Source organism: Desulfatibacillum alkenivorans DSM 16219, assembly GCF_900142135.1.
Taxonomy (GTDB): domain Bacteria; phylum Desulfobacterota; class Desulfobacteria; order Desulfobacterales; family Desulfatibacillaceae; genus Desulfatibacillum; species Desulfatibacillum alkenivorans.
In genome coordinates, this window is record NZ_FQZU01000043.1 from 31,309 (window position 1) to 46,368 (window position 15,060).

At 55.1% G+C, this 15,060-nt stretch carries 13 protein-coding genes; 4 read left to right on the forward strand and 9 right to left on the reverse strand.

Going from position 1 to position 15,060, the window contains the following annotated elements; all coding sequences use genetic code 11:
- Nucleotides 1-9: 9 nt before the first annotated feature.
- The 4 genes from BUE18_RS23190 to BUE18_RS23200 all read left to right on the forward strand — a co-directional run bounded on the left by BUE18_RS23190 (nucleotide 10) and on the right by BUE18_RS23200 (nucleotide 3,917).
- The gene (locus tag BUE18_RS23190) at nucleotides 10-1,863 is read left to right on the forward strand and encodes an SLC13 family permease (RefSeq protein WP_073478542.1); all 1,854 of its coding nucleotides are present in this window, start codon (nucleotides 10-12) and stop codon (nucleotides 1,861-1,863) included.
- 39 nt (nucleotides 1,864-1,902) lie between these two features.
- Complete coding sequence (locus BUE18_RS28090; RefSeq protein WP_170868442.1) at nucleotides 1,903-2,064, forward strand: hypothetical protein; 162 nt, start codon at nucleotides 1,903-1,905, stop codon at nucleotides 2,062-2,064.
- Nucleotides 2,065-2,093: 29 nt separating this feature from the next.
- Nucleotides 2,094-2,639, forward strand: coding sequence for a hypothetical protein (locus BUE18_RS23195; RefSeq protein ID WP_073478543.1), 546 nt, complete (start codon nucleotides 2,094-2,096; stop codon nucleotides 2,637-2,639).
- A 369-nt stretch (nucleotides 2,640-3,008) separates the two neighbouring features.
- On the forward strand, nucleotides 3,009-3,917 hold the full coding sequence (locus tag BUE18_RS23200; RefSeq protein ID WP_073478544.1) for a CBS domain-containing protein: 909 nt from the start codon (nucleotides 3,009-3,011) through the stop codon (nucleotides 3,915-3,917).
- A 323-nt stretch (nucleotides 3,918-4,240) separates the two neighbouring features.
- On the opposite strand, the gene BUE18_RS23205 is transcribed toward BUE18_RS23200, so the two are convergent.
- From BUE18_RS23205 to BUE18_RS23245, 9 genes are all read right to left on the reverse strand, one after another.
- Nucleotides 4,241-5,797, reverse strand: coding sequence for a sensor histidine kinase (locus BUE18_RS23205; protein ID WP_073478545.1), 1,557 nt, complete (start codon nucleotides 5,795-5,797; stop codon nucleotides 4,241-4,243).
- Nucleotides 5,798-5,852: 55 nt separating this feature from the next.
- Complete coding sequence (locus BUE18_RS23210) at nucleotides 5,853-6,734, reverse strand: universal stress protein (RefSeq protein ID WP_073478546.1); 882 nt, start codon at nucleotides 6,732-6,734, stop codon at nucleotides 5,853-5,855.
- A 46-nt stretch (nucleotides 6,735-6,780) separates the two neighbouring features.
- Nucleotides 6,781-7,593, reverse strand: coding sequence for a hypothetical protein (locus tag BUE18_RS23215; RefSeq protein WP_073478547.1), 813 nt, complete (start codon nucleotides 7,591-7,593; stop codon nucleotides 6,781-6,783).
- Nucleotides 7,594-7,608: 15 nt separating this feature from the next.
- Nucleotides 7,609-8,019, reverse strand: coding sequence for a response regulator (locus tag BUE18_RS23220; RefSeq protein WP_073478548.1), 411 nt, complete (start codon nucleotides 8,017-8,019; stop codon nucleotides 7,609-7,611).
- A 17-nt stretch (nucleotides 8,020-8,036) separates the two neighbouring features.
- Nucleotides 8,037-10,625 (reverse strand): PEP/pyruvate-binding domain-containing protein, encoded by a 2,589-nt coding sequence (locus BUE18_RS23225; RefSeq protein ID WP_083611246.1) that lies wholly within the window; start codon nucleotides 10,623-10,625, stop codon nucleotides 8,037-8,039.
- A gap of 74 nt (nucleotides 10,626-10,699) precedes the next feature.
- On the reverse strand, nucleotides 10,700-11,491 hold the full coding sequence (locus tag BUE18_RS23230; protein WP_073478549.1) for a TIGR02186 family protein: 792 nt from the start codon (nucleotides 11,489-11,491) through the stop codon (nucleotides 10,700-10,702).
- 2 nt (nucleotides 11,492-11,493) lie between these two features.
- Entirely contained in the window at nucleotides 11,494-12,417 is a 924-nt protein-coding gene (locus tag BUE18_RS23235) for a sulfite exporter TauE/SafE family protein (RefSeq protein ID WP_073478550.1), read from the reverse strand.
- The gene (locus BUE18_RS23240; protein WP_073478551.1) at nucleotides 12,417-12,860 is read right to left on the reverse strand and encodes a universal stress protein; all 444 of its coding nucleotides are present in this window, start codon (nucleotides 12,858-12,860) and stop codon (nucleotides 12,417-12,419) included. The genes BUE18_RS23235 and BUE18_RS23240 overlap by 1 nt, the downstream gene beginning before the upstream one ends.
- A 398-nt stretch (nucleotides 12,861-13,258) precedes the next feature.
- Nucleotides 13,259-14,611, reverse strand: coding sequence for a sigma-54-dependent transcriptional regulator (locus BUE18_RS23245; protein ID WP_073478552.1), 1,353 nt, complete (start codon nucleotides 14,609-14,611; stop codon nucleotides 13,259-13,261).
- Nucleotides 14,612-15,060 lie beyond the last annotated feature (449 nt).

The window sequence follows — 15,060 nt, forward strand, 5'->3', positions numbered from 1 at the left end:
GAGATCGCCATGTCAGAAACAAAAAAGGGAAAGGCCACCGGCTACGACAAGTTCGTTGATTGGAAATTGTTCAGCATCCCGGTGATTTTATTTTTCGTCATCCTCATCCTGCCTACGCCTTACGGAATGAAAGACGTGGGCGCCGAATACCAGGTGGGGACCAAAGTCGTCGTTAACTCTATCACTCAAGAACTGTTCGGCAAAACCAGCGCCGATGCCGAGCAATGGCAGCTTTTGCTGGCCAAGATGATGGAACAGAACCTGCGCATGGGCGCGTTGACTAAAGACCGCTTTATGAAACGCAACATGAAATGGTGTTCCAAATACGACATTGAGGCCACGCAGGCCAATTTTGACAAAGCCCAGGCCTATGTCCAGAACAATCTGTCCGGCGAGGCCTTCGGAAAAATGATGCAGGACGCCCTGAAGCTCCGAAAGCACGACCTGAAATACGAGGAGCTCACCGGCAAGGACAAAGCCGCTGCTGACAAAGGCGCCTGGCACATCAAGGTGGCCATAGCCATGATGGCTTTCGTGGTGTTCTGCTTCCTGACGGAGTGCATTCCGTTGCCGGGCGTTGCCTTCTGCATCGGCCTCATACTGGTGTTTACCGGCGTGGTGTCCCGCAACGACGTGGCCGGGCTTTATTGGAGCGACGCCTGCTGGTTTATCATGGGCAGCCTTATGTTCGCCGCCGCGTTTGTAAAAACCGGGGTGGACAAAAGGGTGTGCCTCATGATGTTCAAGAAGCTGGCCGTGCCAAACGTCAAGTGGGTCACCCTGATCTTCTTCGTCATCATTACCCCCTTGGCGGCCTTTATTTCCGACCACGCCCTGGCCGCCATGTTTTTGCCCATCGGCATCCTTTTATATCAAAACAGCCTGAGCAAAGAGGTTCCTGAAGACAAGGAACTGGCCAAACTGCTCATGATCGCCATCGCCATGGCCTGCAACATCGGCGGCCCCGGCGCCCCTTCGGGCGGCGCAAGGAACGTTATCATGATGACCTATCTGAACGACATGTTCGGCATGGATATCGGATATTTCCAATGGGTCACCTATTGCTTCCCCTTTCTCATTATCATGATCCCCATCACCTGGTTCATGGTCAACTGGCGGTTTAAGCCCCAAATCCACTCCCTGGCGCCCGCCATGGATCAGTTGTCCCGCGAGATAGGCAAGATGGGCAAGTGGAACTCCAAGCAAATCTGGGCCTTTGTGATTTTCGTGGTCATGGTCTTCGGCTGGTTTACGGAAAAAGCCTTTTACGACATGGGCATCTACCCCGTCCGTTTGGGCATCGGCGTCATCGCCGTGGCCGGCGCCGTGGCCTACCTGCTTACCGGCGTGTGCAACTGGCGCGACTACCAGGAGCGGGTGGACTGGGGCGTAGTCTGGCTGTACGCCGGCGCCATCATCTTCGGCCGCACTCTGGACAGCACGGGCGCCGCTTACTGGATGGCCAGGAGCATCCTGGACGCCCTGGCGCCTATGGGCATGGACTCGGGCCTGCCTCTCATGCTGGTGAACAACGGCCTCACCGCGGTGCTCACCAACCTCATGGCGGACGGCCCGGCTGCAGCCGCCGTCGGCCCCATATCTCTGAATATGGCCGGCCTGGTTCATCCCGGCACCACCTATCTGCCTTTCATGGCCATGGGTACGGCGATTGCTTCGTCCTTCGCCTACTGCCTGATCATAGGCACCCCGCCCAACGCCATCGTCTACGCGGGCGGATACCTGGAGCCCAAGGACTACCTGCGGGTGGGACTCCCCATGTGGTTCGTCGCCAACATCGTGGTCATTCTCTTGGTCGCGGTTTACTGGTGCTTCAGGGGGTTTTCCGGCTTGCCGGCCTTCTAAGGCCGCCGGGAAAAACATTCAGCCAAGGAGGAAATGCGCATGCATCCATTTGAAGGAAAGGTCAGAGACGACAGCGCCAAACGGTTTGTCCACGAAAAGGGACGGACCTACTTTGACCGGGATACGGAGAGGCTTATATTCTTTATCCTGACAGGCGTCATGCTGGTCCTGGGAGTTCTGGGCAGACTGGGCGTTTTGTAAACCCATATCAGCAAAGGAAGACGGAAATTATGGATTTGGCGGAAAAAGCAAGACCCAACAACTCGGGAATCATAGGTTACTTTCAAGCCCTGACCGGGGTGTTAAGCAGGCCGGGGGTGTTTTTTGCGTCTCTTGACCAGGAAGCCTCCTTGTCCAAACCCCTGGGATTTCTGCTGGCCAGCGCCCTGTTTTTCACCGGCGCCAGCCTCACCTGCCTGGCCCATGATTACGCGATCATGGCGGGCGTGTACTTCATAAACGCCATGTTCATGCCCATGGTTTCCGCGGCGGCTTGCTTCCTGTTCATGACCATGTTCATGGGGCGGACCGTCAAATTCAGGGCTGTCATGGCCATACACGCCTACGCTTCCGGCGTGACCATGCTGGCCGCCTGGATTCCTTTGTTTGTGTGGTTTACCGAACCCTGGAGATGGATTTTGATTATTCTCGGAACGGTCAAGGCGTGCAAAATATCCTGGCTGAAATCCATCCTGGCGGCTTTGGCCGCCTTTGTGACGACCAACGTTTTTTTCTGGTCCCTCATGCTTGCCATAGCAGGCTTGCGGTCGAATTAGGGTCCAACAAGTGGAGGATCCATTGGATAAAATGCAAGACACTGGGTCCCCGCTTGCGGGACAGACCCCAAAAAGCGGGCCGTCCCTTGCGGGGATGACGATCCTTTCGGGCGGACGAAAGTTCCAAGGGCGCATGCAGCCCATTGATGGAAGGGGGAGGGTTCCCAAAATTATTGCGGCTGCAACGGCCTCCAGTCCCCGTCATCCCCGTGCAGGGAGCCGGCGGGATGATTGCGGCAGTATGCAATCATCATGACGCGCTCCCGGAAACGGGGATCCAGCGTCTTTTTGAAATCATGACAAGGCGGCGAAATCGCCCTTTTTTGGTGCAGGCCCGGACAACCCTCCGGCCTGCACGGGAGGAAACATATGAACGAGTCCATAAAAGTCCTGCTGGTGGATGACGAGGATCAATTTCGGGCCACTACGAAAAGGATCCTGGATAAACGAGGCTTTGAAACCTTGGCGGCCGCCACCGGAGAGCAGGCCCTGACGATGATCAAGGAAAAACCCGATGTGGTGATCCTGGACATTAAAATGCCGGGAATCAGCGGCCATGAGGTTTTGAAGGAAATCAAAAAAATCAGCCCGGAAACGCCGGTGATCATGCTGACCGGCCACGGCGCCCTGCCGTCGGCGGAAAAAGCCAAGGATCAGGGCGCCTTCGACTACCTGTCCAAGCCATGCTCCATGGATCTGCTGGCCTCCCGCATTACCGACGCTTACCGGCAAAGCGGACATGACATAGGTAACGGAGACTCCGAAAAGCTGGTGCGGGACGTCATGATTCCCATCAGCGCATACAGCACCCTGGCGGAAAACGCCACCCTGAAAGACGCCGTGGCCACGCTCAAGCAATCCTACCTGGGCCGGGACAACACCTCCAGCCTCACGGAGTCGGGGCACAATTCCCTGCTGGTCTTGTCCTCCTCTGGAAAGATGCTGGGCGTGCTGGCCATAGAGGACATCTTCAACGCGGTCGTGCCCGCCTATCTTTCGGCGCCCAAGCCGTCCACGGCGGACAGCATCCAGTATTCCCCCATGTTCTGGCGAGGCATTCTATGCGCCCAACTGGCGCAAAACGCCAACACGCGCCTGAAGGATATAATGAGCCCGGCGCCCCTGACCATAGACGCCGACGCCAATCTCATGGAGGCCGTGTATTCCATGCTCCAAAATGAAACCGGCAGACTGGCCGTGACGGACCAGGGAGAGGTTCTGGGCATCATACGGAAACAGGACATTCTGTTTGAAATGGGCAGGATTCTGAAAGAATAAAAACACCGAATTGGGTTTGACTCCTGTCGGTGGATAAACCCAGGGGGGCGTCCGCGGAATACGGGGCAATATTCCCGGGCGTCCCCAATTATCCAGCCTTGACGCTGCTCCAATCCAATCCGAACTTGGCAAGATACTTCCGCAGCCAGTCCGCGTCATTGGGGCTTTTTTGCCTTGCGGGATTGGGAAAACAGACTGCGCCCCGCCTCGTCCAAAAAAACAAGACGCCCTTGTCCGCAGCCCGGATGCTTGGCTGTCTTAGAAGAAGAAAACCAGCAAGGCGGCGGCATTAAAGGCCTTGTTTAAAAAACGGGCATGAATGGCTACTGCTCATGCGCATCGTGATCCAAATCTTCTTCCCGCCAGACGGGCAGAAAAATGGAAAAGGTCGTGCCTTCCCCCTCTTCGCTGGCGACAGTGATCCTGCCGCCCATTTTCTCGATGATCCCATAGCTGACGGAGAGGCCCAGGCCGGTCCCCCGGCCCACTTCCTTGGTGGTAAAGAAAGGATCGAAAATGCGTTCCAGGTTTTTTTTCTCGATGCCGCTGCCTGTATCGGCGATATCCATCTTCAGCCAATCGCCTTCCAGGTGGGATTCCACATCAATCCTGCCCCCTTGGGGCATGGCGTGGATGGCGTTCAGGAACATATTCAACAGGACTTGCTGAAGATTCCTGAAATTGGCGCGAGCTTTCGGCAGGCCGATGTCGATGAGGTTTTGCGTCTCCACCTCGTTCAGAGAACACTCGTTTTCCACCAGTTGAAAGCTGGACTCCACAACCTCGCCCAGGTCCACGGGCTCGAATCTCGCCTGATCCTTGCGGGTGAAGTCCAGGAGGTTTTTCACCGTGCCGCTGGCCCGCTCCACCTGGACAAAGATGTCCCTCAGCATTTCCAGGGCTTCTTCCCGGGTATAATCCTCCATCCCTTCCAGCAGGGTTTCCGTGGTCAGGCTTATGTTGTTCAGGGGATTGTTCAACTCATGGGCGATGCCCGAGGTCAGAGTGCCTACGGCGGCCATTTTGCGGGATTGCAGAAGCTCTTCGTGCTTTTCCAAAAGCTCCCGCACCATGCTGTTGATGGCGATGGCCAGGTTGGAAAATTCGTCCCGATACTTCCGCTGGGGCGTGACCGGACGAAAATCCCCGGCGCCGATTCTTTCCGCATATCCCACAAACCTTCCCAGGGGCTGCAGGATCTGGCGCGCCATTTCCGTTGCCACCCAAATCATCACGATGAGATTCAGGATGATGATGAAAATGGCGGCGACCATGAACATATGCGCCATGGCCCGGACTTTCAGGTGCGCCTGATTCATAAGGTTAGTGGCGTGGGTCATAACCTGATGCCCGGCGACGCGCACCCTGGCTTCCAATCCTTTGTCGCCGTCCTCCTGCGCCGTCGACATTGCGGGCGCATGGCTTATTTCGGTCAGCAACGCCGAGTATTCCTTTAACTCTGCTTCCACCTGGGTGAAGATGTCCTCGCTTACCAGGGGCCTGATTCCCTGAGCCTTGCCGTGAAACGCTTCCGTCGCCAGTTGGATGCTGGCGAGAGCGTCAAAGATGTCCGTCTTGGCGCCGTAGAGGAAAAAGTTTTTTTCGTGCCGGCGGGCTTGCTCTATGTTGAAAACCAGGGCGCCGACCCGGTCCAGGTGCTCCTGGTTGACGTTCAGGCGTGATATGAACACTATGGAGGATATGGCGATTGCGAACGAAAACAGGAACGCAATGGTAAAAGCCATGGTGATGCGAAAGCGAATGCTCAATTTAGGCCTTTCCGAAAGAGCCTTTTCAATGGCCATGATGGAATCGGCCACGGAACGGCTGGAAGGTGCAATCACCGCATCATAGGATGCTTGTTCGTCCTTGTTCGACATAGGTTCCCATGCGTTTTTTTGTTTAGAGGCCTGTTAGGGCGCCATTTTGACAACATTACCTAAGGATCAACACTGACGACTGAGCCGTTTCTATCAGCTTGCCAAGGCGTTGTCTAAAGAAGATTTTGTCCAGAAAAGATTGCTTGCCCATCCACAAGGCCACCAGGTCCTTTTGGGCGGCCTGGGCGATGAAAGACTCCAAAGAGGACGCCTCCACCAGCTGGACCCAGGCCCGGATGTCGCTCCCGGCGTAATAATCCAGCAACTGGCCCATCTTGCGGTCCACTTCTTCTTTCAGACCTTCCGCTCCGGTAACCCCCACCAGGCCCAACTCGGCGTGATAGATGGTAACAAGCTGGTTGACCAATTCCAGGGAGGCCTGGCTCACGTTGTCGTTGTCCAGGCAGCAAACCACCATGCGAGGCTGCTTTTCCTCCTTGACGGCGAACACCGAGCAGGACGCGTTGTTGACAATAGTGCGGGGGACTTCCAGGGATCCGTCCCAGGTGCAGCCCACCCCTTTGCCGCATCCAATGACTATGATGTCGCTTTCCAGGACCTGGGCGTGACCCAGGATGATTTTGGCCGCGTTTCCGGCCCGCATGCGCAGGGTTAATTGCTTTTTCCCCGGAGCGGGTTGCTGGCAGTCCAGGTCCCAGGCGCCCTTATCCGCATCCTTCCATTTGTATTCGGTCAGGCTCTGGGGATAAGGGGATTCCGAATCGTTCACCATCTCCAGAAAATCGTGCAGAAAGCCTTCCATAACCTGACGGAAGCCCTTGGGAGGCTCTCCGCCATTATGGTTTGGAGGCGAGGAGTCCACGGGCGTTATTCCCAGAAGCGTGACGTCCGCCCAGGTGTTCCGGGCCAGCTGGGCTGCTTCGCGAACCATGTGTATGCTGGATGGACTGCCGTTCAGGGCCACTAATATTCTCATGATCGCCTCCCGGATTTTTGTAAAATATTAAAGCGTTATTTGCAACCTATCCCCAACAGAGCAGGACGGAGGACAGCACCCTGCCCAGAGTTTCCGCCATGGGGTTCTTTTTGTTGGACGAATGCTTTAAAGCCGACGCGGCCAGGCTGTATTCTCTCAGCGCTTCCGAGATTTCTTTCGGAGACCCGGTGATTTCCCGGCATGCCTTGGGCTCCCATCCGGCCTCTTTCAGCTTGTCCACCGCCTTGGCGAACAACGGCGAGTCGGGCGCCTGGCTCACCACTTCCACATCCGAACCTTTACCAAACCGGCAGTAATAGACGTCCAGGTCCATCACCGGTTTGTTAAGCACGGAAAGAAAAGAGGAAACCAGGGGCGAATAATCGATGTCATCATCCAGGAGCAAGGCCGCCTTCTGCGGCGTCACAAGATTTTTTACGATCATGGCCGCGGGGCAGGGCATGAGCTTGTAAAGGCGTGAGTTGACCAGGGCGTTAAAGTCGGCCGGGTTGAACGTGGGCAGGGCGCCTTCAATGAACAGATCGTAATCTCCCGCCTGAAGCTCGTGCAGCAACTCCTCCTGGCGGTCGCCTAGTAAAATTTTCGGCTTGAAAAACCTGGGGCGGACCGCGTTTTCCAACTCGAGAAATCTCTCAATATCCTCCCGGTCCGTGTTTTTCATGGCGGTTTCCCAGGTCTTGCGCACCCACCCCATGCCTGGCTCAGGGCCGCTTTTATCCGGGACCACCACGTGGACGCTCTGGACGGTCATGTCTATCAGGTCGGAAATGCTCTCCGCATATCGGATGGCGAGGCTCGATCCCAGGTCCAGGTCTATTGCTACGAGTGCATTAATCATAACGCTTCACCTCTCTTATCCTTCCCGCGAAGGCGATTCGGCCTGGCGCTGCCTGACTTTCGCCTCCGCTCTTTTGATCACTTCCAGCATCTCTCCGATTTTGAAAGGTTTGGAAAGAAAATCAAACCCTCCCTTGCGGAAAGACTCCTTGGCGGTTTCCATGGTGGCGAACCCGGTAATTACTATCACCTCGGTGTTGGGAGAGCTATCCTTCACCTCTGTAAGAAACTGCAGGCCGTCCAGTTCCTTCATTTTCAAGTCCGTGACCACGATGTCGAATTGGGCCTTGCGAAAACGCTGCACAGCCTCCATGCTGGAAGTGAAAATTTCCACCTCGTAACCGTTTTTTTCCAAGGCGGGCTGCAAACGTTTGCACACGATGGGTTCGTCATCCAGTATCAGGATGCGTAAGGGTTTTTGTTCCATGGCGGGCGCTCCTTGTCCTATGCTGCGTTGGACTGCATCAAATTTCTAAACATATCAACGTACATGCTTACATGGCTGTCACTGGTCATCTGCACGTCCAGCTGCCTTGCGTATGCCACCAGGACTCCCAGGAAATACAGCTTCCCCTGCATGACCGCGCTGGGCAGCTTTTTCAGACGCGCCACCACCAGATCCCCCCGGATTTCCACCCGAAAATCCCCAATGCTCAGCAATTCCGCTAAAAAGCGGGCTCTTCGGGAGCGTCTGGTCGCGTCCGTAACCCCGCCCATAAACCGAAAGTAGGCGTAGTTGCTGTTTTGGTTGTCGCCGATATAGGAGTCGATCATGTTGAAATGATAGCCGAGCCTCAGGCTGATATTCGCATAATTGTCCGATATGACGGCCAGGTTCTGGCCGACCATGTCCGGGCTGGAAAGCCCGGAAGCGAAGGTCCGGGTCAGGCTGGACATAAAGCTGCTGAAATCCACGTTCGCCGGGGCCGTGCTCCATGCTCCCGGCTTGGTCAGACCGTTGATAAAACTTTTCATGGGCAAAGACTGAATGTCGTCCATGGTGATAACCCGCTTGTTCTCCCGAGGCGCAAGCCCATGGCCGATGTCTATCAGTACAAGATCCAAAGGAACGGGAATTTTCAGCTTACCCGAAACCGTGTCCGGATCGTGGCGGTGGACGTTTTGGAGGTTGATCAACTCCTCCACCGCCTTTTCGTGCACGAACCGGGTGATGTCATGGAAAGTCCGGGCGCCCTGGGGCGAAAAGCTCCTGGAATGCGGATCCACCAGATTCAAAGGGGCGACCTTTTTCAAGATGCGGCGCAGCAGCCTGTATTCATGGCTTTCTTCAATATGCTCCTCGCACAGGTTGTAAGTCTCCAACTCCTTGACTATGCCGTCGTAGATGATGTTTGCTTCCGCATCCACTGTAATTTCCTGGCCCTGTTTAAGTAGGCTGGTGGCCACCTGGCTTCCCACAATGGCAGGGACTCGGAACTCTCGGGCGATGGTAGCCAGGTGGCCTGTAGGCGAACCTACGTCAGTTAGGATGGCGCCCGCCTTGCGAATTATCTTGGCAAAACGAGGAGATGTGTGTCTCGCCACAAGGATTGCGCCGGAGGGAAAGTCGTCTAAATCTTCATCGCGTTGCGTCGCCAGGAACACCCTTCCCGCGCCTACTCCGCGTTGGGCCACGGTTCCCTGGTCCTTGAAGATGATTTTGTAATCGGATAAAAGGGCGGGCAGGTCCCTTGCCAGCAAGATGCACTCCGTCTGCAGCTTTAACGGCCGCGCCTGCAGGATGTACATTTCGCCCTCTTTGTCAAAAGCGTACTCGATGTCCAGCGGCCTTTTAAAATGCCGCTCTATTTGAAGGGCGGCTTCCGCCAATGTCTGCAGCTGCTCCCGGCTGAGAGCCTGCTTCCCTAGCAGGTTTTCTTCCACAGGGGTGAAGTCGACTCCGCCGTTCGGCTTTGGGGACAGAAGTTTTTCCTGGGGCTCCGTCTGCACTTTTTCAATGGCGAAAGGGGCCGTGCGGGAGACCAGATGCCTGTCCCCGGATACGTCGCCCGAAACCACGGATGCGCCAAGCCCCCTGGCGGAAGAAATCACCATCTTGCCGCTGTCGGGGTTCATGGGGTCCATGGTATAGACCACGCCGCTCGCCTGGGCGTCCACCATGACCAGGCATCCCACGGCCATGACCGCCTCGCTTTCCAGAAAGCCTTTGTCTTTGCGGTATTCCATGACCGCCCCGGAATACAGGCTGGCGATCACCCGCTTATAGGCGTCCAGCAACTCTTCCGGGGGAGTATTCAACACGCTTAAATGCAGGCCTGCAAAGCTGTGCTCCCCGTCTTCGCCTCCCGCGCTTGAGCGAACGGCGAAATACAGGTTTTTATAACCCTGCTCCCGCTCCAGTTTGCCCACAGCCTGCTGGATTTCCTTCCGAACCTCTTTGGGAACCTTTGCGTCCAGGATCATGGATTGGATTTTTTCGGACGCGTCTTCCAGGGAAATCTCCCCGGTCTTCCAAGCCTTTGTCAGCGATTCGGTTTTTTCCCAAAGATCGTTGTGATCCATGAACGCGCCGAAAGCGCGGGTGGTCGCCACAAAGCCCGGAGGCGTTTTAAACCCCAATGCATTGGCCACCTCAGCCAGATTGGCGTTTTTGGCTCCGACCACGTCCTGAAAATCCCGGCTTGCCGCGGAATAGGGCATGACATAGTCGGATTTAGGGATCACCAACCTGCCCGAAAGCTCCTGCTCGATTTCATCATTGATCCGCTGGAACACTTCATACAAGCCCTGAAACTTGGGGGACAAGGTGTTCAGGCTGCCTATAAGCTGATACACGGTTTCCGCCAGTTCACGGCTTTTCACTTCAATGAAGTGCTGGTCAAAGATGTAGTCCCCGCTCAGGACGTCTCCGAGCATGGCAATGGCCTCCAGGGCTTGATTATTGAGGCTGAGCGTTTTTTGAAAGATATCAAAGGTTTTTGAAAAAGGACGTTTGGCCGGATTTTGCCCGTCGCGGGCGGCCTTGGATCCGCTCCGTTTGAAAAACAGTCCTTTTTTAAAAAAACCTTCCATAGCTCTTTTCCTTAGGGCGCCAATCCGTCCGCCCGGCTGTTCAACAAGCCCGGACAGGCGGATCGACTTATGGATTAGTGGCTTCCGCCATCGCCGCCGAAAATCAGCCCCATGCCGAGCCCCGCCATAATGGCGATGACCGAGGCGATGATTCCATAAAGGGCGCCGTGCTCATACGCGACTTTCGCCATAAACTCGGGAATCCCGACACGCTTGATCTCAAGAGGCCTGTCATCCCTTTCAGCCGCTTTTCCGTCTTTAATAACCACCGCCGTGACCACGTAATCCCCCTGCTTCATGCGCGGCGGCAGGGAGATGTTGCAGGAGAACGAACGGACGCCATTTTTCTCGCCCGTATACTTAACGGCATTGTTATTGAGGGCGTAGAGCCCTTCCTTTTTCTTCAGCTTTACGAATTCTTCGAACAGGGCTTTGTTATTGGCGTCGCAGTCGGAAGACTCAATGGAAACCTCTCCGGCCAGTTTGTCAAAACCCACGCCCAGGCTCGTCAGGGCGGCGTTGCCGCCGTCTTCTTCCGATGAATAGGCCTCGGGCAGATTGAGCATGTACACTGTGGGGGCGTTTTCCAGGGAGACTTCGCCCGTGTTCATCCACAGCAGGCCAAAGGCTTTGCCTTTTTTGGAAAGAACGACTTTGTCGCGCTCCCCCTTGACTTCCACAAGCACCTGGGCCGAGGCGGGAATCGTTCCTGTAAGCGTGACTTGCGCGCCGTTGTACATGGCGCCGATGGATACCGTACCCGGCTCCAGATGGATGGATGATGAGGTCTGGGCTGCGCCGGACGCAGCACAGACAAGAAGCATTACGAGGGCCAGGCCGATCGCCGGCAAGAATTTATTACGCATAATCAGTGCCCTCCCATATACGCTAACATGATTTCAGGCGGGAATAAAAGGTGAAACAACATTTTAAACATGACCAGCAGCACCAGGACGGCCAGCAGGATCTTCAACTGATCGCCGCCCATTTTTCGGCTGATCTTTGCTCCGAATTGGGCTCCAATGGTGGAGCCGGCCAGCAAGATCACCGCCAGGACGAAATCCACGGTGTGGTTGGTGGAAGCCTGCATGATGGTGACGTTGATGCACGTGAACAAAATCTGGAAGAGCGTGGTGCCCACCACCACGTGCATGGGCATCCTGAGGAGATAAACCATGACCGGCACCATGATGAATCCGCCGCCCACGCCCATGATGGCGGCCAGAACCCCCACCATGGTTCCCAAAAACAAAGGCAGCATCAAAGAAACCCGGATCCCGGACTTCTCGAAATTGGTCTGCCAGGGAAGATTTTCCATCATTCTTGCGTAGGCGTTGTCTTTGGGCTCCGGCGGAGCGGCCGCTGCTTCCGTTTTTCTCAGCCCCTGAAGGCTTTCGAAAAACATGTAGCCGCCCACAAAGCCCAGCATGACCACATAGGTGATGTTGATCAGAAAATCGGCGTTGCCTGAAGCCCGCAGAATCTTGATCAACTGAACGCCCAGCGTCCCGCCCGCCACGCCTCCCAACAAAAGGAGGATGCCCATTTTAAAATCCACGTTGCCCAAGCGGTAATGGGCCAGGGTCCCGGACGTGGAGGCTCCTACGATCTGGTTGGAGTCGGAAGCCGCCGCGACTGTGGGCGGGATTCCGAGCATGATAAGCAGCGGGGTCATTAAAAAACCCCCGCCGACTCCAAAAATGCCTGAAAGAAGGCCGACGCCTCCCCCCACGGCGAAGATCACCAGCACATTGATGCTGTTCCCGGCAATTGGCAAGTACAAGTGTGGCATTATCCGTTCCTTATCTTTTCTTGGGCTGGGTTCCTGGGATGAACAACCTCAATCCGGCACGATGTCCGGAACTTGATCTCCTCCAAGAGGCTGTCCATCTTTTCCAAATCGCCCCTGGTCCCGGCCGGAGGAGCCCCGAGCACCAACAGCGATATCTCCTGATCCTGAATCAAGCCCATCAGCTCTTCCTTGAAGGAGCCGTTGGCTATGTAATATTCGATGGAAATTCCCATGGAGCGCCCGTCGGAAATCAGGGTTTCCAGGCGTTTGCGGAAGGAAGACCCGCCTTGCGGGCCTTTTTCGCTTTCAGAGGGGGATCTCTGGGGACTCATGACAAGCAGCACATAGAGCTTCATCTGCACGCGTTTGGCCAGATTCACGGCGTAAATAAAGGGCCAAAAGTTCTCTGTCCTAGAATCCATTCCAACCAATACCTTTTTCATGGCTGACCATTTCTCCCGTTTTCCACCTGCTCCCCGCTAAATGGCAATTAGGGCGCCACCATGCTCTAGAAGAAGGAGGCTTGGGAGTTGGTTTTTGAAAAAGGACGCCTATATTTGAGGAAAGATGAAGATGAACAATTGTATTTAATACTAGCAGGTTATAAGGAATATGCTGAAGCTGTGAAGGCGGCGCCTCGGGGACGGAAAAATATTTTTCCCAAGGCGCTTTAAATATGGAAAATCAGGAAAAAGAGCTCAATTTCCAGCTCATGCAACGGATTTTGGTTTCATTTTGAAACAAGAACGGCGGAAAAATAGGAAAATGTTGGCTTATTTATAAAATTCAATATGTTATAAAAGTTAAGCTCGTTTCAGAATGAAAACCCGGTTGGAAGCAATCATTCCTCCTTACTCAGATTATACTTGCGCATCCGCCGCCACAAGGTTGTGCGGGGAAGCCCGAGGATATTGCAAGCCAGGCCGATGTTGGCGCCAGCCACGGACAAAACCCGGGCGATGTGCTGCTTTTCCATTTCAGCCAGGGTGAGCAGGCCTTCGCCCTTCATGCCCGAAAACTCCAGCTCCTGCAAGTCCGGCGGCAGGTCCTGGATTTGGATGGAGTCCTTTTCCGCCAGAGCCACGGCCCGCTGTATGATGTTTTCCAGCTCGCGCACGTTTCCGGGAAAGCTGTACCCCATGAGGATGGACAAGGCGGAAGGGGATATCTTTTTGATTTTCTTGCCAAAAGCCTGATTGAATTTTTCGATGAAATGGGCGACGAGAAGGGGAATGTCGTCCAGCCTCTCCTCCAGTTTGGGCAGGTTGATTTCCACAACATTGATCCTGTAAAACAAATCTTCCCTAAATTCCCCTTTTTCCACGGCGCGCTTCAGGTCTTTGTTGGTGGCGGCGATGATGCGGACGTTCAGTTCAATGGGCCGGGCGCCGCCCACCCTCAGGATGCGTTTGTCCTGCAAAACGGTCAGAAGACGCACTTGCATGGAAATGGGCATTTCGCCTATTTCATCCAGAAACACCGTGCCGCCGTCCGCGGATTCGAATAAACCGATTTTGGTTGCCGTTGCGCCGGTAAATGCTCCTTTTTCGTGCCCGAAAAGTTCGGAGGAAATCAGCTCTTCGGTAAATCCTCCGCAGTTGAAGGATACAAAAGGAGCGTCTTTTCTCGGGCTCAGTTTGTGAATGGCCCGGGCGGCCATTTCCTTGCCGGTTCCGGTCTCCGCCTGCAGCAGCACGTTGCAGTCCACGGCCGCAACCTTTTTGATGGTGGCGAAAACCGTCTGCATCCTGGGGCTGGCGCCGATAAATCCGGAGATGAAGTCCGTGCCTGCCAAAGCGGCCCGCAGGCTTTTATTTTCCCGCCGAAGCTGGATTTTTTCGCCGGCCGCCTTGGCCAGGGAGCGCACGTCATGCAGCCGGAACGGCTTGGATACGTAATGGAAGGCGCCGAGCTTCATGGCTTCCACAGCGGACTCGATGGTTCCCTGCCCGGTGATGATGATGATTTCCACGTCTTCGCAGCCGGCCTTGAGTTGGGACAAAACCTGCATGCCGTTCATGTCCGGGAGGGACAGGTCGAGAAAAACCACGTCAAAGGCCCGCCTGCCCATGCGGTCCAGAAAGGGTTTGGCGGTCTGAAAGGCCTCGGTTTCAAAGCCTTCCGCTTCCAGAACGCTTGCAAGACGCTTGCAAACCGTGGCTTCGTCATCAACTATAGCTATTCTCACGCCCATTCCCGCTTCCTTTCCACTTAAGCATCGGCTGCTTTCTTATCCCTGAGAATTCTGCCTCAGCGCCAAGATGCATAATTTTATAAAGACATACAATATATTGTCTTCAATTGGAATACTTACCCAAAATCCGCGATTGGATTTGCCGGAGGGGTGGTTTGAACATTTCAGGGCGTTTCAGCCCTTTTTTTAGGAGTCCGGCGGACTCATCGCCCCCTCCAGGATGGCCAGGGAAGAATCCTCAGCCTGTTTTCTAAGGAAAAGGCCGCACCCCTCCCTCAGACCTTTGCCAAGTCTTTTTTCCGCAAACCATTGAACGCAGCTTTTGTCACCCATAACAAAACTCATAGCTTCGATGTCGTATCTCACGCATCACTCCATAGCCGCCGCGCCGCACCTTCAGAATAACCTCCCGTGCGTGCCTGACGACCTTGCCCGCCAATCCATACAAA